Here is a 16,615-nt window from a genome sequence, read left to right as displayed (position 1 = left end):
TTGCCGCAGCGTGCCGTACCTGTGGAGGGTTTGCCGGCCGGGTCCGGTGTGGACGGACCTGGACCGCTCAGCCCGCGGGACGCGGACGGCGGCCACCCCTCCGATTCATCCTTTGACTGCTCCGGCGGTCAGACCGGAGACGATGTAGCGCTGGAGTAGCTGGAACACCAGCACGGTGGGGACGGCGGTGAGCAGGGTGCCCGCCGCGAACATCCCGAAGTTGTTGTTCCGCTCGCCGGCCACCAGGCCGAACATGCCGACCGCGAGGGTCTTCGACTCGGTGTTGGTGAGGAACACGTTGGCGATCATGAACTCGTTGATCGTGCCGATGAACGACAGCAGCGCGGTCACCGCCAGGATCGGGGCCACCAGCGGCAGCATGATCCGGAAGAAGACCTGGGCGTGGCTGGCGCCGTCCATGGTCGCCGACTCGTCCAGCTCGCGCGGCAGGGTATCGAAGAACCCCTTCATCAGCCAGGTGTTCATGCCCAGCGCGCCACCCATGTAGAGCAGGAACAGACCCCACGGGGTGTTGAAGCCGATCGCCGGCCACAGGTCGGTGACCGTGGTGAAGATCAGGAAGATCGCCACGATCGCCAGGAACTGCGGGAACATCTGGATCAGCAGCAGGGTCAGCAGCCCGAACCGGCGGCCGGCGAACCGCAGCCGGGAGAACGCGTACGCCGCCAGCGAGGACAGGAAGATCGACACGAAGCTCGCCCCGCCCGCGATGAGCAGCGAGTTGAGGAACCAGTGGCCGAACGCCGTCCGGTCGAACAGGTTGGTGAAGTTCTCCAGCGACGCCCCGGTCGGCACCAGTTCGGTCGAGGAGAGGGTGCCGAGCGGGTTGACCGCCGCCGAGAGCACGAACAGGATCGGGAAGAGGCTGAACGCCACCGCGAGCACCCCGACCACGTGCCGCCACCCGACCTGGGCGAACCAGCGGTTCTTCCGTCTGCCGGTGACGTTGCGGTTGGCCACCGGAGCTGCCGCGTGGGTCGTCACGAGTAGACCTCCTCCTGCTGGCGGGTCCGCCGGAAGCTGATCGCCGAGACCGTGGCCACGATCGCGAAGATGAAGATCGACACTGCGGCGGCCAGGCCGAACTCTGCGCCCTGGGCACCGAAGGCGAGCCGGTAGGTGTAGGTGATCAGCAGGTCGGTGGCCCCGTTGGTCGGGTTGTCCGCCGGGAAGGGCCCGCCCTCGGTGGTCAGCCAGATCGCGTTGATGTTGTTGAAGTTGTACGCGAACGACGCGATCAGCAGTGGCGAGAGCGCGACCAGCAGCAGCGGCAGGGTGACCGACCGGAACGACTGGAAGGGCGACGCGCCGTCGACCGAGCTGGCCTCGGTCAGCTCCCGGGGGATGGCCTGGAGTGCGCCGGTGGCCACCAGGAACATGTACGGGTAGCCCAGCCAGAGCTGCACCAGCAGCACCGCGAGCCGGGCGGACCAGGGCTGGCCGAACCAGTCGACGCCGAAGCCGAACAGGTTGTTGATCAGGCCGAAGTCGGTGTTGAACATGTCCCGCCAGATCAGCAGCATCGCGAACGACGGCATGGCGTACGGCAGGATCAGCAGCACCCGGTAGAGGTTGGTGCCCCTCATCCTCGGCGAGTGCAGCGCCAGCGCGATGCCCATGCCGAGCAGGAAGGTGAGGCCGGTCGAGCCGATCGCGAAGGCGAAGTTCCACAGCAGGGTGCCGAAGAACGGACCCGAGATGTTCGGGTCGGTGAGCACGTGGCTGAAGTTCTTCAGCCCGACGGTGACCTTCCAGCCCTGGGTGAGCCGCTCGCCGTCGGCGGCGACGAAGGAGCCCACCGCCTCGTCGGCCGTCCAGGTCCGGCCGGTCTCGCTGTCCTTGACGCAGTCGCACGATCGGTCGTACGCCCGGATGGCCTTGCCCTCGTAGGCGCGGGACAGGCCGTTGGAGCGCAGCGCACCGCCCGGGGTGGGCACCACCAGGTCGGTGATCTCCTGGCTCCGGAGACTGGCCTGGCCGAAGTTCAGCACGGTGTAGCCCCGGGCGGCGGTGACCTTGCCACCGGGCGCGGCGGTGACGTCGGCGGCGTCGAGCGGGCGCAGCCCGCCGGCGTCACCGGCGGAGACCGTGCCGGTTGCCGGGTCGGTGACCAGGAAGACCAGCGGCCCGGTGGCCGGGTCGCCCTGGGTGGCGATGGACAGGGCGTACTCGGTGGAGCCGGGGACCTGCTTCACCGAGGAGCTCTGGATGGCGACGATCGCGTCGTCCTTGGCGCCGCGGTGTCCGTCGCCGAAGTTCGTGAAGGCGGTGCTCGCGGTGTAGAGCACCGGGAAGACCTGGAAGGCGATCAGGAAGAGTGTTCCCGGCACCAGGTACTTGGCCGGGATGTGCCGGCGGGTGAGGTACAGGTAGAACAGGCCGGCGGTGGTGACCGCCAGGATGGCCAGTCCGGTCCAGAGCTTGGCGTCGATGAGCGGGAAGGCCGCCCAGATCGCGATCCCGGCCACCAGGCCGAGCAGGACCACCTTGACGACGAGGCCGGTCGCGGTGATCGGCGCGTGGTTCCGCGCGGTACGGGACGTGCCCGGGAGCCCGGAGCGGACGGGCCCCCGGCCCGGGGCCTGCTGGGCAGACCCCGGGCCGGACAGCGACGCGCTCATTACTTGATCTGGCCGGAGATCGTCTTGCCGGCGGCGGTGACGGTCTGGGCCGGGTCGGCGCCACCGATGATGGCGGCCTCGGCCTTGCCGAACGGGTCCCAGATCGCGGCCATGGCCGGGATCGCCGGGAGCACCTGGCCGTTCTTGCCGGCCTCGGAGAACTTGGCCAGGTCCGGGTCGCTGCCCTTGACCTGGTCGAACGCGGCGGTCAGCGCCGGCGGGCGCGGCTCGGCGCTGTACAGCGCCACGGCCAGCTCCGGCTTGGTCACGTAGTTGGTGACGAACTCCTGGGCCAGGGCCTTGTTCTTGCCCTTGGCGGCGACGTAGAACGCCTGGACGCCCACGAACGGCTGGGCCTCCTTGCCGCCGGCGAAGCCGGGGACCGGGGAGATGTCGTAGGAGATGTTGGCCTTCTTGGCGTCGGCGATCGCCCACGGGCCGGAGACCAGGAAGGCGCACTTCTTGCCGGTGAAGGTGGCGATCGAGTTCTCGCCGGTGATGGAGCGCTTCAGCGCACCCTCGCCCTTCTCACCGAGCTTGCCGATCTTCTTGAACGCCTCGATCGACTCCGGCTTGCCCACGCCGAGGTCCTTCGGGTCGTAGTCGCCGTTGGCGGCGGTGCCGAAGAGGTAGCCGCCGGCCGAGGTGTACAGCGGGTAGATGTGGTACGCGTCGCCGTTCTGGCCGGACTGGAGGCAGAGGATCTCGCTGGCCTTCTTCTCGGCCTTGAGCCGCTTGCCGGTGGCGACCAGCTCCTCGATCGTCTTCGGCGCCTCGGGGGCCAGCTCGGTGTTGCGGATCAGCGCGACGTTCTCGGTGGCGTAGGGGATGCCGTAGAGCTGGCCGTTGAAGGTCACCGCCTTGATCGCGGTGTCGTTGAAGCCGCTCTTCTGCTCGGCGGGGAGCTGCACCGGGTCGATGGCGCCGTTCTGCACCAGGTTGCCGATCCAGTCGTGCGCGCCGACCACGACGTCCGGGCCGCTGCCCTGCTGGGAGGCGGTGACGAAGTTGGTCTGCAGGTCCTTGGAGACGGCCTGCACCTCGACGGTGACCCCGTTCTCCTGCCCGAACTTCTCGGCGAAGGGCTTGAGCGCCGCGGTCCGCTTGTCGTCCGCCCAGATGACGAGCTTGCCGCCCGCGGCCTGGGGGGTTGCCTTGGCGGCCGGCTCGTCGTTGCTGTTGTCGCTGCCGCAGCCCGAGGCGGCGAGCGCCAGGCCGAGAACGGCGACCACACCCGCGGTACGGATGCGCATCGGTACTCCTGTCGTCATGGCGGCCCGCCGGGGGAAGGGCGGCCCGCCGTGGAAACCTCTGAAAGGTCTTGCCAACCGGCGCTGGGAACGCCGCGCCGCTGCTCTCGCATGTTGCCGGGACGTTAGCAAGAGGTTGCAGATAATGGAAGGGCTTGCAGGAGTGTACGCAAGAACTTGCCCTTGAGCTAAAGTGCCGCCATGCGCGCTCGACTGTCCGACATCGCCCAACAGGCCGAAGTCAGCGAGGCCACGGTGTCGCGGGTGCTCAACGACCGCCCCGGAGTGGCCCCCGAGACCCGGCAGGCCGTACTGACCGCCCTCGATGTGCTCGGCTACGAGCGCCCCGCCCGGCTGCGCAAGCGCAGCGCCGGGCTCGTCGGGCTGGTCGTCCCGGAGCTGGAGAACCCCATCTTCCCCGCGTTCGCCCAGGTGATCGAGTCGACCCTGGCGCAGAGCGGGTTCACCCCGGTGCTCTGCACCCAGACCCCGGGCGGCGTCACCGAGGACGAGTACGTGGAGATGCTGCTGGACCGGCAGGTCTCCGGCATCGTCTTCGTCTCCGGCCTGCACGCCGACACCGCCGCCAACCACGACCGGTACCGCGCGCTGATCGCCCGGCCGCTCCCGGTCGTCATGATCAACGGGTACGCGCCCGGCATCGCGGCGCCCTTCGTCTCCTGCGACGACCGGGAGGCCACCGAGCTGGCCGTGGCCCACCTGGTCGCGCTCGGGCACCGGCGGATCGGCCTGATCACCGGCCCGGACCGGTTCGTCCCGGTGCAGCGTCGGGTGGCCGGCTTCCGGGCCGCCATGGCCCGGCTGGGCCTGACCGACGGCGAGCTGGACACCCTCGCCGAACTCTCCCTGTTCGGCGTCGAGGGCGGCGAGGCCGCCGCCGGGCGACTGATCGAGCGCGGCGTCACCGGCATCGTCTGCGGCTCCGACCTGATGGCGCTGGGCGCGATCCGGGCCGCCCGGCAGCGCGCCATGTCCGTCCCCGGCGACCTGTCGGTGGTCGGCTACGACGACTCGCCGCTGATGGCCTTCACCGACCCACCGCTGACCACCATGCGGCAGCCGGTGGCCGCGATGGCGGTGGCCGCGGTCCGGGCCCTGGTCGACGAGATCAACGGGCACGCCGCCCCGCACTCGGAGTACCTGTTCCGCCCGGAGCTGGTGGTCCGTGGCTCGACCGCGGTCGTCCGCCCGGCCGGCGGCGCGGGTGGCACCGGCCGGCAGCGCCCGGCACCTCCCGCGCTCGTGGTACCCGCCTGACCCCCGCCCGGCCGCTCCGCGTTCCGAAAGGTGGGACAGCGGCTGAGGTGGCCCGGTCCTGGCCGGGCGTGACGGACGTCATTTCTTGCGCAAGGAATGCTTGACTCTTGCAGCATCCGGCCGGCATTCTCTCAGCACCCGCGTCCGTCACCCACCAGCGCGGGCACCGCCGTCCCGCGCCACAGAACGGGGATCGTCACCGATGACCGCCGCCACCAACCCCACGCCGCTGACCTCCGACGACGACTGGTGGCGCTCCGCGGTCGTCTACCAGGTGTACGTCCGCAGCTTCGCCGACGCCAACGGCGACGGTGTCGGTGACCTCCAGGGCATCCGGCAGCGGCTGCCGTACCTGCGCGACCTCGGCGTGGACGCGCTCTGGCTGACCCCCTTCTACACCTCGCCGCAGATCGACGCGGGGTACGACGTCGCCGACTACCGGGACGTGGACCCGCTCTTCGGCGACCTCGCCGACTTCGACGCGATGATCACCGACGCGCACGCGCTCGGCCTGCGGATCATCGTCGACCTGGTGCCGAACCACACCTCCAGCCGGCACCCCTGGTTCGCCGCCGCGCTCGCCACCGCCCCCGGCTCCCCGGAGCGCGAGCGGTACCTCTTCGCCGACGGCCAGGGCGCGCACGGCGAGTTGCCGCCGAACGACTGGGAGAGCATCTTCGGCGGCCCGGCCTGGACCCGGGTGCCGGACGGCCAGTGGTACCTGCACCTGTTCGACCCGGCCCAGCCGGACCTGAACTGGCGGCACCCCGAGGTCCGCGCCGAGTTCGAGGACGTGCTGCGCTTCTGGCTCGACCGGGGCGTGGACGGGTTCCGGATCGACGTGGCACACGGCATGATCAAGGCCGAGGGGCTGCCGGACGTCGGCTTCAACTCGATGACCACCGGCCGGCGCCAGTCGGAGCTGCTCGGCAAGGGCCGGCTGCCCTACTTCGACCAGGACGAGGTGCACGACATCTACCGCACCTGGCGGCCCATCCTGGACAGCTACCCGGGCGGACGGATGGCGGTGGCCGAGGCGTGGGCGGAGACCCCGCAGCGGCTGGCCCGCTACATCGGCCCGGACGAGCTGCACCAGGCGTTCAGCTTCGACTTCCTCGACGCCACCTGGTCCGCCGACTCGTTCCGCAAGGTGATCGACACCGCGCTCGCCGAGTCGTCCATCGTCGGCGCCCCGACCACCTGGGTGCTGTCCAACCACGACCGGCAGCGGCACGTCACCCGCTACGGCGACGGCACGGTCGGCCTGCGCCGGGCCCGGGCCGCCGCTCTGCTGATGCTGGCCCTGCCCGGCTGCGCCTACGTCTACCAGGGCGAGGAGCTGGGCCTGCCCGAGGTGCTGGACCTGCCCGACGAGCTGCGCCAGGACCCGTCCTTCCTGCGTACCGGGGAGAGCCGGGACGGCTGTCGGGTGCCGATCCCGTGGAGCGGCGAGCTGGCCCCGTACGGCTTCGGCCCGGACGGCAGCGAACTGAGCTGGCTGCCGGCCCCGGCGACCTGGCGGGCCCTGTCGGTGGCCGCCCAGGCCGGCGTGCCCGGCTCGACGCTGGAGCTGTACCGCGCGGCGCTGCGGATCCGGCACGAGCACCCCGCCCTGGCGGCCACCGCCGGCCCGGTGGTCTGGTTGGAGACCGAGCCCGGCGTGCTGGCCTTCCACCGCTCGCTGGACGACGCCGTGTTGACCTGCGTGGTCAACCTCAGCGGCGCCCCCGTCCGGATCGACGGTCACGGCCGGCCGGTCGTGGCCAGCGAGGACCTCACCGAGCAGGACGCCGGACACGTCCTGCCGGTGGACGCGGCTGCGTGGTTCGAACGGCGCTGCGCCGGGTAACCCGCCATTGACCTGGTCGTCCGTTGTGCCCCGCGCCGACGGGCGACCGGGCTGTCGACCCCTTGTGGTGGGGGGTGAGGTGACGCCGGCGCCTCGGGAGGTCCGCCTCCCGGGGCGCCGGTGTCCACCTGGGTACCGTCACCGGCCGCGCAGCAGCTCGGCGATCCGGCCGAAGCCCGCCCGCAGTTCCGCCTCGGTCGGCTCGGGCAGCGGCTCCACCGCCGGCTCCTGCCCGGCGGCCAGCTCCGACTCCTCGTCGACGGTGTCCTCGAAGTCGCCGTAGAGGTCGGCCTCCTCGATCCGGGCCGTCTCGTCCTCGGCGGCGAGCTGCGCGGCGGCGATCTCCCCCCGGACCTCGTCGGCGGACAGCGCCGGCAGCAACGGCTCGACCACGGCCACCAGTTGCTCCTCGGCGACCACCGCCTCGGCCAGGGCCAGCGCGTGCGGGCGCTCGTACGGCCCGCAGACCACCGGCTCCCACTCCGCCGGGCCGCCGAGCGGGCCGAACGTGATGACCCACGGCAGGCCGAGGATCGGCGAGTCGTCCGGCAGGTCCAGCGTCACGAGTGCGCCCACCGGCTCATCATGGTCGCTCCAACCGGAGCCCCGGGCAGCATTTGCCCGCTTTCATCTTTTCTCCGGCTGCCCGTCCTCCGCCCACCCGGCAGCCCCGCCCGTGCGGCCCAGCCCGGCAGCCCCGCCCGTGCGGCCCAGCCCGGCAGCCCCGCCCGTGCGCCGGCCACCCGGTCAACCCGCCGGTCCGGCCCCGCCCGTGCGGTCAGCCCGGTCGCGCGACGTCCAGGGCGGCACGGACCACGACCAGCGCACGCTCCGGTGGAACGCCCAGCCGGACCGCCTCGTCGGCGTAGCGGGTCGCCGCCCGCTGCAACCGGTCCGCCGCGTCGTCGTGGCCCGGGGCGACGTAGGTGCCGTGCCGGCCCCGGGTCTCCAGCAGCCCGGCCGACTCCAGCTCCCGGTAGGCGCGGGCCACCGTGTTCACCGCCAGCCCCACCTCGACGGCGAACTGCCGTACCGGGGCCAGCCGGGTGCCCACCGGCAGCCGCCCGTCGCCGATCATCGCGGCGAGCTGCCGGCGCACCTGCTCGTACGGGGGCACCGCCGAGCCCGGATCGATCTCGACCGGCATCAGCCCGCCCCTCCCGGCGTACCCGGGTCGGTCTCCTCGTCGACCTCGACGTTGACCTGCCTCATCACGGCCCCCTCGGAGAGGTCGACCACCCGCCCGTGCCGGCTGGTGGCGGCGAGCGCGGCACCGAAGAGCACCAACTGGTTGAGCACGTACAGGTAGAGCAGCACCGCCACCGCGCCGGCCACCACCGTGTACGCCGGATTCCGCTCGGTCCGCATGATGTAGTACCGCCCGACGGTGTTGAGCAGCGTGATCCCGACCGCGACCAGCAGCACCACCGGCCGCAGCCGCCGCCGGCTCATCCGCAGCCGGGGCACCGCGACCAGCAGCGCGGTCGCCAGCACCGCGTTGACCAGCACGCTCAGCACGGCGCTGATCGTGGTCAGGCCGACCGAGCCGGTCGCCCGCAGCAGGAACCGCAGCACCGACTCCAGCGCGTCCACGGCCGCCACCGAGACGCCGAGCATGACGAAGACCAGCAGCAGCACGCCCAGGTCCACCAGCCGCCGGACCACCAGGTTGCCCGGCTGCTGGTTGAAGCCGTACATCAGCCGCTGCGACGACCGGATCGCCTCCACCCAGCCGATCCCGGTGAAGACCAGGATGACCAGACCCACCACGCCGACCGCGTTGCTGCTCCGGGCGATCTGCTGCGGGTCGAGGAAGGGCAGGTTCTCCCGCAGGAACCCGGCCGCCGCCGCGCTGACGTCGTCGTTGTCCTCCAGGATCGCCCCGAAGACCGAGTACGCGACCAGGGCCAGCGCGAAGACGGCGAAGAAACCGTAGTAGGCGATCGCGGCGGCCAGCCGCCCGCCCAGCACGTTGCTGTACAGGTCCGCCGCCCGCCAGAGGTGGTCGAGCCGGGGCCACCGGTGCCGGGCCACGGTGAACCGGCGGTCGATGCCGGCCGTCAGCCGGCCCCACGCGTCCACCACGTCATCCTCGCCGATCTGTCGTCGCCGGCGACGGCCAAACCGCCCGCCGGCCGGGTGGTCAGCCGCCGAGCCGGAAGTCCCGGCGCGGCTGCCACCGGGTCTGACCGCTGTGCGAGAACAGGGTGAACGCCCCCACCTCGAACATCGCCGAGAAGTCGGCGAGATCCTCGTACACCCGGTCCAGCGCCTCGGGGGCGACGTCCTGGGCCACGGTGACGTGCGGGTGGTACGGGAACCGGGCCTCCCGGTACAGCTCGGGAGCGGCGTTGATGGCGGCGGCGAGCAGCTCACACTCGCTGATCCCGGCCGCCACCGCGACGAAGACCACCTGGGTCACCGGCCGGAACGTGCCGGTGCCCCGCAGGTGCAGGGTGAACGGCAGGTGGGCGGCGGCGACCGTGGCCAGGTGCTCCTCGACCGTGGGCAGCACGGCCACCGGGATCTCGGTGGGCCCGAGGAGGGTCACGTGCGCCGGGACGACCTGCGGGTCACCCGCCTGCACCCGGCGCCGGGTGAGCAGCTCGCCCCACGGCTCGGGGATGTCCACCGCGATCCCGATCTGGATGGTGTCGCCGGCCACCGGTGCCCCGCCCCTGCGATCCACGCTCCGCGCCACCCCTCCGGCCATCGACTTGACCCGTACCCGCAGACCCGGGACCGCTACTCGAAACGGACCGGCGGGAAGAACCCGACCCGCTCGTACGCCGCCCGCAGCGTCGGCGCGGCGACCGCGCGGGCCTTCTCCGCGCCGGCGGCGAGCAGCTTGTCGAGCTGGGCCGGGTCGTCGAGGTAGGCCCGGGTGCGCTCCTGGATCGGGGTGACGAACTCGCGGACCACCTCGGCGAGGTCCTTCTTGAGGTCGCCGTAGCCCCGGCCCGCGTACGCGGCCACCAGCTCGTCGATGCTCCGGCCGGACAGCGCCGAGTGGATGGTCAGCAGGTTGGAGATTCCGGGCTTGGTCTCGGTGTCGAAGACGATCTCCCGGCCGGTGTCGGTGACCGCCGAACGGATCTTCTTGGCCGACCGGGCCGGATCTTCCAGCAGGTCGATGATGCCGGCCGGCGAGGAGGACGACTTCGACATCTTGGCCGTCGGTTCCTGTAGGTCGGTGATCTTCGCGGTGTCCTTGACGATGTGCGGGGCGGGCACGGTGAAGGTCGGCCCGAACAGCGAGTTGAACCGCTGGGCCAGGTCCCGGGAGAGCTCCAGGTGCTGGCGCTGGTCCTCGCCGACGGGCACCGCGTTGGCCTGGTAGAGCAGGATGTCGGCGGCCTGCAGGATCGGGTACGTGAACAGGCCCACGCTGGACCGGTCGCTGCCCTGCTTCTGCGACTTGTCCTTGAACTGGGTCATCCGGCTGGCCTCACCGAAGCCGGTGATGCAGCCCAGCACCCAGGCCAGCTGCGAGTGCTCGGGCACCTGCGACTGGACGAACAGGGTGCTGCGTTCCGGGTCGATGCCCACCGCGAAGAGCTGGGCGGCGGCCACCCGGGAACGCTGCCTGAGCACCTTCGGGTCGTGCCCGGCGGTGATCGCGTGCAGGTCGACCACGCAGTAGAACGCGTCGTGGGTGTCCTGCAACGCCACCCAGTGCCGTACCGCGCCCAGGTAGTTGCCGAGGTGGAACGAGTCGGCCGTCGGCTGGATGCCGGAGAAGACGCGGGGGCGGGCGGGAACGTCGGACATGGCGGCAATTCTGTCAGCAACACCCGGCGTACGTCATGACGGGCCGGCGGGTCGGCTCGCCGCCGGGCCCACCGGGGCGGTGACCTCGCGCCGCTGCTCGGGCAGGCGTGCCGCGGAGACCGCGACCCGGGACACCCGGCGACCCTCCAGGGCGAGCACCCGCAGCAGCCAACCGCCGCCCGGGTCGGGCGGTTGCGGGGCGTCGACCGACGAGACGGGGACCTCGTCGCCGGGCACCGGGAGCCGGCCGAGCGCCGCCATCAGGTACCCGCCGACGGTCTCGTACGGCCCGGCGGGGAGCGGCACGCCGGTCCGTTCGGCGAAGTCGGCGAGGTTGAGTCGGCCGTCCACCACGGCGGGCAGGCCGGCGTGCACCGGCTCGGGCGGGCCGGCGTGCTCGTCGTGGATCTCCCCGACCAGCTCCTCGATCAGGTCCTCGCAGGTGACGATGCCGGCGGTGCCGCCGTACTCGTCGACCACCACGGCCAGGTGGTGGCCCTCGCGGCGCATCTCGGTCAGCGCGGCGAGCACCCGTTTGCTGCCGGGCAGCCGCTTCACCTCCCGGGTCAGCCGGCCCACCGTGGTGCCCGGGTCGAGGTCGGGGCGGAGCAGCACGTCGCGCAGGTGGACGAAGCCGACCACGTCGTCGTGGGTGCCGTCGACGACCGGGTAACGGGTGTGCGGGTCGGCGCGCACCAGCCGTTCGGCCTCGGCGAGGGTGAGCCCGGCGGCGAGGAAGACCACCTCGGTGCGGGGCATCATCACCTCGCGGACCAGGCTCGCCCCGGCGACCAGCACCTCGTCGATGATCCGCCGCTCGTCCGGGTCGAGGACGGTGTTGGCGGCCACCAGGTCGCGCAGCTCGTCCTCGCTGATCCGTTCCCGACCGGCGGCGGGACTGGCCCCGAGCAGGTCGGTGACGAGCCGGGTGGCCCCGTCGGCGGCCCGGACGACCAGCCGGGCGACACTGCGGGCCACCGGCCCGGGTACGCGGCGGGGCCGCCCCGGCGCACGCCTCCGGAGCCCGGGACCGCCCGCCTCCCGCATGGAAGTGATGGTAGGGCCGTCCGCCACCGCGAGCGGCCGATGTTCGGATCTGTTCAGTCGCGTAGGTTCATGGTGGAATGATGGCCGGGTGTGACGTGGAGCCTGGGCACAGCCGGCGGTCGTAGGGTGATCACGAACGGCCGCGGCGGGAGCGGCCAGTCAGGAGGACCCGACGTGAAACTGCTCGTCACCGGCGGCGCCGGCTTCATCGGCAGCGTGGTGACCCGGATGCTGCTCGACACCGGCCACCAGGTGACCGTCCTGGACGACCTGCGCACCGGGCACCGGGCGGCGCTGGCCCCCGAGGCCACCCACGTCGACCTGCCGGTGCACGAGGCCGCCCGGGTGCTCACCCCGGACGCCGGCTTCGACGGGGTGCTGCACCTCGCCGCGCTGATCGCCGCCGGTGAGTCGATGATCCGACCCGAGCTGTACTGGCACGCCAACACGGTCAGCTCGATCGCGCTGATCGACGCCGTCCGGGCCGCCCGGGTGCCGCGCCTGGTCTTCTCCTCCACCGCCGCCGTCTACGGCAACCCGGTCGAGCTGCCCATCCCGGAGACCGCCGTCAAGGCCCCCACCAACACGTACGGCGCCACCAAGCTCGCCGTCGACATGGCGCTCACCTCCGAGGCGATCGCGCACGACCTGGCCGCCGTCTCGCTGCGCTACTTCAACGTCGCCGGGGCGTACCTGCGCGACGGCGTCGCGATCGGCGAACGGCACGACCCGGAGACCCACCTCATCCCGATCGCGCTGGACGTCGCCGCCGGCCGGCGGGAGAAGCTGCAACTCTTCGGCGACGACTACCCCACCGTCGACGGCACCTGCGTGCGCGACTACGTCCACGTCGAGGACCTGGCCCGGGCCCACCTGCTGGCGCTCACCGCCGCCGTGCCGGGCCGGCACCGCATCTACAACCTGGGCAACGGCAACGGCTTCACCAACCGGCAGGTGGTCGACGTGGTCCGCGAGGTCACCGGCCGCCCGCTGCCGGTCGAGGTCGCACCACGCCGCGAGGGCGACCCGGCCGAACTGGTCGCCTCCTCGGCCCTGGCCCGGCAGGAGCTGGGCTGGGTGCCCGAGAAGCACACCCTGCCCGACATGGTGGGCGACGCCTGGGCCTTCTACCGCACGCACATCCTGGAGCGGCCGTGACCCACGTGGCGGACCGCGCCACCGCCGGCTTCCGCACCACGTACGGCGTGTCGCCGGCCGGACGCTGGGCGGCCCCCGGGCGGGTCAACCTGATCGGCGAGCACACCGACTACAACGACGGCTTCGTGCTGCCCTTCGCCCTGCCGCTGCGTACCGTGGTCGCCGCCGTCCCGCAGCCCACCGACCGCTGGACGGTCTGGTCGGAGGTCTCCGGCCGGCGGGCCGAGTTCGGCGCGGCCGAGGCGGACACCCCCGGCCGGGTCACCGGCTGGGGCGGGTACGTCGCGGGGGTGGTCTGGGCGCTGCGCGACGCCGGGTACGCCGTCCCCGGCGCCCGCCTGGCCATCGCCTCCGACGTGCCGCTCGGCGCCGGGCTGTCCTCCTCGGCCGCCCTGGAGGCGGCGGTGCTCACCGCCCTGGTCGACCTGGGCGGGCTGGACCTGCCCACCGAGCGGCAGCCCCGGCTGGCCCAGCGGGCCGAGAACGCCTACGTCGGCGCCCCGACCGGGATCATGGACCAGTCGGCGGCGATCCGCTGCCGGGCCGGCCACGCGCTCTTCCTGGACTGCCGCGACGAGTCCGTCGAACACATCCCCTTCGACCTGGACGCCGCCGGCCTGGCGATGCTGGTCGTCGACAGCCGGGCCCCGCACCGGCACGCCGACGGCGAGTACGCCTCCCGCCGCGCCGCCTGCGAAAAGGCCGCCGGCCTGCTCGGGGTGCCCGCCCTGCGGGACGTGGCGGTAGCCGACCTCGGCGACACGCTGAGCCGGCTGCCCGACGACCAGACCCGCCGCCGGGTCCGGCACGTGGTCACCGAGAACCAGCGGGTACTGGACATCGTCGCGCTGCTGCGCACCGGCCGGGTACCCGAGATCGGGCCCCTGCTGACCGCCTCGCACGCCTCCATGCGCGACGACTTCGAGATCACCGTGCCGGAGATCGACACCGCGGTCGAGGCGGCGCTCGCGGCCGGCGCGCTCGGTGCCCGGATGACCGGCGGCGGCTTCGGCGGCTGCGTCCTCGCCCTGGTCGAGGCGACCGCCGCCGACGACGTGGCCCACGCCGTCACCGAGGCGTACGCCGGGCGCGGCTTCGCCGCCCCCGGCCACCACACGGTCCTCCCCGCCGCCGGCACCACCCGCCTCGGCTGACCACGCCGCCCGACGGGGCGCTGCGCCACCCACCCTCGACCGCTGCGCGCGCTTCGGCGAACCCCGGGCGCTCGGGCGCCGACCCGCCCCATGATCGTGCTCGAACATGGATGTAGTGGCCTCACCGCGACGGGAGGCCACTACATCATTGATCGAGCGTGATCATGCCAACCTGGCACGAGCCGGCACAGGCCGGCATGGCCGCAGGGGTCAGGCGGTGTCGACGATCATGCCGGCGGCGACGGTGCGGTTGGTGGTGTCGTCGATGATGATGAATCCGCCGGTGGTGCGGTTGCGTCGGTATTCGTCGGCGAGGAGGGGGATGGTGGTGCGGAGTCGGATGCGGCCGATGTCGTTGAGTCGTAGTTCGGTGGCGGTGTCGTCGCGGTGGAGGGTGTTGATGTCGAGGCGGTAGTGGATGTTGCGGATGATGGCGCGGGCGGTGCGGGTGGTGTGTTTGATGGTGTATTTGCCGCCGAGGTGCAGGGGTCGGGTTTCGTCCATCCAGCAGATCATCGCTTCGATGTCCTGGGACACGGCGGGGGCGTTGTTGGGTCGGCAGATCAGGTCGCCGCGGGAGATGTCGATCTCGTCGGTCAGTCGGACGGTGACGGACATCGGTGGGAAGGCTTCGTCGACGGGGCCGTCTGCGGTGTCGATGTGGGAGATGCGGCTGGTGAAGCCGGAGGGGAGGGCCATGATCTCGTCGCCGGGTTTGAGGACGCCGGAGGCGACCTGGCCGGCGTAGCCGCGGTAGTCGGTGATGGTGGTCGACTGGGGGCGGATGACGTACTGCACGGGGAACCGGACGTCGACGAGGTTACGGTCGGAGGCGATGTGGACCCGTTCCAGGTGGTGTAGCAATGAGGGTCCGTCGTACCAGGGCATGTTCTCCGACCGGGTGACGATGTTGTCGCCCTTCAACGCGGAGATCGGCACCACGGTCAGGTCCGGTGCGTCGAGTTTCGCCGCGAACGCGGTGAACTCGTCGGCGATGGTCTCGAACACCTGGTGGGAGTAGTCGACCAGGTCCATCTTGTTGACGCACAGCACCAGGTGCGGCACCCGCAGCAGTGAACACAGGAACGCGTGCCGGCGGGACTGTTCCACCAGGCCCTTACGGGCGTCGACCAGGATCAACGCCAGGTCCGCCGTCGACGCGCCGGTCACCATGTTCCGGGTGTACTGGATGTGCCCGGGGGTGTCGGCGATGATGAACTTCCGCCGTGGCGTGGCGAAGTACCGGTAGGCCACGTCGATGGTGATGCCCTGTTCCCGTTCCGCCCGCAGACCATCGGTCAGCAACGCCAGGTTCGTGTACTCGTCACCCCGGGCCGCGCTGACCGCCTCCACCGCGGCGAGTTGATCGGTGAACAACGACTTCGTGTCATACAACAACCGGCCGATCAGCGTCGACTTACCGTCGTCCACGCTCCCCGCCGTGGCGAACCGCAACAGATCCATCGGCCGCGACTCACCCACCGCACCACCTGCCGGAGCCAGGGTCTCGATGCCCATCAGAAGTAGCCCTCCCGCTTACGGTCCTCCATCGCGGCCTCACTGACCCGATCGTCACCCCGGGTCGCACCCCGCTCGGTGACCCGCGTCGCGGCCACCTCCTCGATCACCTTCTCCACCGAGTCCGCATCCGACCGGACCGCCGCCGTACACGACGCGTCCCCCACCGTCCGGTACCGCACCCGAGTCTTGAACCGCTCCTCACCCACCCGCGGCCGGAAGAACTCGTTTACCGCGTACACCATCCCGTCCCGCTCGACCACCTCACGCTCATGCGCGAAATAGATCGACGGCAACGGAATCCGCTCCCGCGCGATGTAGTGCCACACATCCAACTCGGTCCAGTTCGACAACGGAAACACCCGAATCGACTCACCCGGATGATGCCGACCGTTGTACAACGCCCACAACTCCGGCCGCTGACTCTTCGGATCCCACTGCCCGAACTCATCCCGAAACGAGAACACCCGCTCCTTCGCCCGCGCCTTCTCCTCATCCCGCCGCGCCCCACCGAACAACGCGTCAAACCGATGCTTCTCCACCGCATCCAACAACACCGGCGTCTGAATCCGATTCCGCATCCCATCACCGGACTCCCGCACCACACCCCGCGCCAACGCCTCCGGCACACTCGCCACGATCAGATGCAGGCCCAACTCCGCCACCCGCCGATCCCGATACTCCAACACCTCCGGAAAGTTGTGCCCCGTATCCACATGCATCACCGGAAACGGGATACCAGCCGGAGCAAACGCCTTCTGCGCCAATCGGAGCATCACGATCGAGTCCTTACCACCGGAGAACAGCAGCACCGGCCGCTCCATCTCCGCGACCACCTCACGCATCACGAAGATGCTCTCCGCCTCCAGGGCGTCGAGGTGGGAGACCTGGTAGAAGCGGGCGGGGGCGGTCATGACAGGGCCTCGATCGGCGCGGATCCGCTCATGG

At 71.4% G+C, this 16,615-nt stretch carries 15 protein-coding genes; 4 read left to right on the top strand and 11 right to left on the bottom strand.

Annotated features, from left to right (window positions below):
* Positions 1 to 105: 105 nt before the first annotated feature.
* The 3 genes from ACIQG9_RS03275 to ACIQG9_RS03265 are packed head-to-tail and all read right to left on the bottom strand — an operon-like array spanning position 106 to position 3,895.
* Entirely contained in the window at positions 106 to 1,005 is a 900-nt protein-coding gene (locus ACIQG9_RS03275) for a sugar ABC transporter permease (RefSeq protein ID WP_400397971.1), read from the bottom strand.
* The gene (locus ACIQG9_RS03270) at positions 1,002 to 2,642 is read right to left on the bottom strand and encodes an ABC transporter permease subunit (RefSeq protein WP_400397969.1); all 1,641 of its coding nucleotides are present in this window, start codon (positions 2,640 to 2,642) and stop codon (positions 1,002 to 1,004) included. Before ACIQG9_RS03270 ends, ACIQG9_RS03275 begins: the two co-directional genes overlap by 4 nt.
* On the bottom strand, positions 2,642 to 3,895 hold the full coding sequence (locus tag ACIQG9_RS03265) for an extracellular solute-binding protein (RefSeq protein ID WP_400397967.1): 1,254 nt from the start codon (positions 3,893 to 3,895) through the stop codon (positions 2,642 to 2,644). Before ACIQG9_RS03265 ends, ACIQG9_RS03270 begins: the two co-directional genes overlap by 1 nt.
* 198 nt (positions 3,896 to 4,093) lie before the next feature.
* On the opposite strand from ACIQG9_RS03265, the gene ACIQG9_RS03260 reads away from it, so the two are divergent.
* Complete coding sequence (locus ACIQG9_RS03260; protein WP_400397966.1) at positions 4,094 to 5,170, top strand: LacI family DNA-binding transcriptional regulator; 1,077 nt, start codon at positions 4,094 to 4,096, stop codon at positions 5,168 to 5,170.
* A 202-nt stretch (positions 5,171 to 5,372) separates the two neighbouring features.
* Positions 5,373 to 7,019, top strand: coding sequence for a glycoside hydrolase family 13 protein (locus ACIQG9_RS03255; protein WP_400397964.1), 1,647 nt, complete (start codon positions 5,373 to 5,375; stop codon positions 7,017 to 7,019).
* Between the two features lie 138 nt (positions 7,020 to 7,157).
* On the opposite strand, the gene ACIQG9_RS03250 is transcribed toward ACIQG9_RS03255, so the two are convergent.
* The 6 genes from ACIQG9_RS03250 to ACIQG9_RS03225 form a co-directional block, all read right to left on the bottom strand.
* Positions 7,158 to 7,595, bottom strand: a complete 438-nt coding sequence (locus ACIQG9_RS03250; RefSeq protein WP_400397962.1) for a hypothetical protein — start codon at positions 7,593 to 7,595, stop codon at positions 7,158 to 7,160.
* A gap of 202 nt (positions 7,596 to 7,797) precedes the next feature.
* On the bottom strand, positions 7,798 to 8,166 hold the full coding sequence (locus ACIQG9_RS03245) for a GntR family transcriptional regulator (RefSeq protein WP_400397960.1): 369 nt from the start codon (positions 8,164 to 8,166) through the stop codon (positions 7,798 to 7,800).
* Positions 8,166 to 9,083 (bottom strand): YihY/virulence factor BrkB family protein, encoded by a 918-nt coding sequence (locus ACIQG9_RS03240; protein WP_400398774.1) that lies wholly within the window; start codon positions 9,081 to 9,083, stop codon positions 8,166 to 8,168. Before ACIQG9_RS03240 ends, ACIQG9_RS03245 begins: the two co-directional genes overlap by 1 nt.
* A gap of 79 nt (positions 9,084 to 9,162) precedes the next feature.
* Positions 9,163 to 9,732 (bottom strand): 2'-5' RNA ligase family protein, encoded by a 570-nt coding sequence (locus ACIQG9_RS03235; protein WP_400397958.1) that lies wholly within the window; start codon positions 9,730 to 9,732, stop codon positions 9,163 to 9,165.
* A gap of 32 nt (positions 9,733 to 9,764) precedes the next feature.
* Positions 9,765 to 10,790, bottom strand: a complete 1,026-nt coding sequence (gene trpS / locus ACIQG9_RS03230) for a tryptophan--tRNA ligase (RefSeq protein WP_400397956.1) — start codon at positions 10,788 to 10,790, stop codon at positions 9,765 to 9,767.
* A gap of 33 nt (positions 10,791 to 10,823) precedes the next feature.
* Positions 10,824 to 11,837, bottom strand: coding sequence for a hemolysin family protein (locus ACIQG9_RS03225; protein WP_400397954.1), 1,014 nt, complete (start codon positions 11,835 to 11,837; stop codon positions 10,824 to 10,826).
* 174 nt (positions 11,838 to 12,011) lie between these two features.
* Here ACIQG9_RS03225 and galE point away from each other — a divergent pair, with 174 nt between their 5' ends.
* Both galE and galK read left to right on the top strand, forming a co-directional pair.
* On the top strand, positions 12,012 to 12,995 hold the full coding sequence (galE, locus tag ACIQG9_RS03220) for a UDP-glucose 4-epimerase GalE (protein ID WP_400397952.1): 984 nt from the start codon (positions 12,012 to 12,014) through the stop codon (positions 12,993 to 12,995).
* The gene (galK, locus tag ACIQG9_RS03215; protein WP_400397950.1) at positions 12,992 to 14,149 is read left to right on the top strand and encodes a galactokinase; all 1,158 of its coding nucleotides are present in this window, start codon (positions 12,992 to 12,994) and stop codon (positions 14,147 to 14,149) included. Before galE ends, galK begins: the two co-directional genes overlap by 4 nt.
* A 210-nt stretch (positions 14,150 to 14,359) precedes the next feature.
* Here galK and cysN read toward each other — a convergent pair whose 3' ends face one another.
* The gene (gene cysN / locus ACIQG9_RS03210) at positions 14,360 to 15,667 is read right to left on the bottom strand and encodes a sulfate adenylyltransferase subunit CysN (protein WP_400397948.1); all 1,308 of its coding nucleotides are present in this window, start codon (positions 15,665 to 15,667) and stop codon (positions 14,360 to 14,362) included.
* Positions 15,667 to 16,581: a sulfate adenylyltransferase subunit CysD gene (gene cysD / locus ACIQG9_RS03205; RefSeq protein WP_400397946.1), complete on the bottom strand. Its 915-nt coding sequence runs from the start codon at positions 16,579 to 16,581 to the stop codon at positions 15,667 to 15,669. The genes cysN and cysD overlap by 1 nt, the downstream gene beginning before the upstream one ends.
* Between the last annotated feature and the right edge of the window lie 34 nt (positions 16,582 to 16,615).

The sequence above is a fragment of the Micromonospora sp. NPDC092111 genome, from assembly GCF_044755745.1.
GTDB lineage: Bacteria > Actinomycetota > Actinomycetes > Mycobacteriales > Micromonosporaceae > Micromonospora.
This window is presented reverse-complemented; position numbering and strand designations above follow the sequence as displayed.

Excerpts from the sequence above, each read along its gene's own strand:
- ACIQG9_RS03270 (WP_400397969.1), bottom strand. The coding sequence starts at position 2,642 with ATGAGCGCGTCGCTGTCCGGCCCGGGGTCTGCCCAGCAGGCCCCGGGC.
- ACIQG9_RS03265 (WP_400397967.1), bottom strand. The coding sequence starts at position 3,895 with ATGCGCATCCGTACCGCGGGTGTGGTCGCCGTTCTCGGCCTGGCGCTC.
- ACIQG9_RS03260 (WP_400397966.1), top strand. The coding sequence starts at position 4,094 with ATGCGCGCTCGACTGTCCGACATCGCCCAACAGGCCGAAGTCAGCGAG.
- ACIQG9_RS03255 (WP_400397964.1), top strand. The coding sequence starts at position 5,373 with ATGACCGCCGCCACCAACCCCACGCCGCTGACCTCCGACGACGACTGG.
- ACIQG9_RS03245 (WP_400397960.1), bottom strand. The coding sequence starts at position 8,166 with ATGCCGGTCGAGATCGATCCGGGCTCGGCGGTGCCCCCGTACGAGCAG.
- ACIQG9_RS03235 (WP_400397958.1), bottom strand. The coding sequence starts at position 9,732 with ATGGCCGGAGGGGTGGCGCGGAGCGTGGATCGCAGGGGCGGGGCACCG.
- trpS (WP_400397956.1), bottom strand. The coding sequence starts at position 10,790 with ATGTCCGACGTTCCCGCCCGCCCCCGCGTCTTCTCCGGCATCCAGCCG.
- ACIQG9_RS03225 (WP_400397954.1), bottom strand. The coding sequence starts at position 11,837 with ATGCGGGAGGCGGGCGGTCCCGGGCTCCGGAGGCGTGCGCCGGGGCGG.
- cysN (WP_400397948.1), bottom strand. The coding sequence starts at position 15,667 with ATGGGCATCGAGACCCTGGCTCCGGCAGGTGGTGCGGTGGGTGAGTCG.
- cysD (WP_400397946.1), bottom strand. The coding sequence starts at position 16,581 with ATGACCGCCCCCGCCCGCTTCTACCAGGTCTCCCACCTCGACGCCCTG.